Raw genomic sequence first — 1,231 nt, forward strand, 5'->3', positions numbered from 1 at the left:
CGTGGGGTCCGGGTGGCGGACCCGGTGGGCGATCTGGGTCCCGGGCGCGGTGTTCGGGGCGCTGGCCGGCGCGGTGCTGTTCCTGCTCGCGCACCGCGGGATGCCGGACGACTCCTACATCACGCTGGACTACGCGCGGAACCTCGCCGAGCACGGCCACTGGGGTCTGACGCAGTTCCGCGACTCGAACACCGCGACGTCCCCGCTCAACGTCTGGCTGCTCGCCGCCGGCATCCTCGCGAGCGGCGGTCGTCCCGTGGTCGCCGCGGGTCTCGTGCTCGTGCTCGCCACGGCCCTGGCCGGGGGCTGGGCGGCCGGGCTCGCGCACGTGCTGGGCCGTCGGCGCTCCGTGGTGGCCGGCCTCGTCGTCGGGCTGCTCGTGACGTCGCCGATCTTCGCCAGCGTCGTCGGCATGGAGTCGTTCCTCGGCGCGGCGTTGATGGTCGGCGTCGCCCGCTACGCCGCGCAGCGACGGGCGGTCCCGGCCGGCGTCGTCACCGGTCTCGCGGTGCTGTGCCGACCCGACCTCGCCGTGCCCGCCGTCCTGGTGCTGGCCGTGCTCTTCCTCGGGACCGCACCGCGGGCGCCGCGCCGGATGTTCCTGTCCTGGGGCGTCGCCGCGGTCGTCGTCCTGCCCTGGCACGTCTGGTCGTGGTTCGTGCTCGGCGGCTTCGTGCCGGACACGCTCGTGATCAAGACCGGCGGGGCGTTCCCGAACGGCGAGGTCTTCGGCAACGGGCCGCTGTTCTTCGTCGAGCGCTGGCCGGTCGCGATGGTCCTGATCGCCGCGGTCGTGGTGGCCGGGCTCGGCGCGCTGGTCGCCTCCGCCCTCGCCTGGTCCCGCGGCTCGGGGGTGCTCGCCGACCGGGTGGTCGTCGCCTGCGGGGTGGGCGCCCTCGCGCACTACGGGGTCTACGCGGCCATGGGCGTCTCGTCCTACCTCTGGTACTACGCCCCGTCCCTCGGCCTGATCACGGTGTGCGCGGCCCTCGGCGCCGCGGAGCTCTCCGGCCGCCGGATCGGCGCCCTCACCGCCGCCCTCGCCGTCGTCGCCGGCGCCGGGATCGGGCTGCAGACCGCGCTCGGGGTGCCGTGGCCCTTCCCGGCGCTGTTCGGCAACTGGGCGACGTCGGGCCAGTACCTCGCGGCGGGCGAGCAGCTCGGCCGGGCCGTGCCCCCGGGGCAGTCGGTGCTCGCGCCCGGCGAGATCGGTGCGCTCGCCTACGGCTGC

Annotated in this window: 1 protein-coding gene; it reads left to right on the plus strand. The window is 75.9% G+C overall.

All coding sequences use genetic code 11. From position 1 onward, the window contains the following. Positions 1-1,231: hypothetical protein (locus AC0CYZ_RS18620; RefSeq protein ID WP_472218001.1), on the plus strand; the 1,231-nt coding region annotated here is incomplete at both ends.

It is taken from the genome of Actinomycetospora sp. (assembly GCF_055612215.1).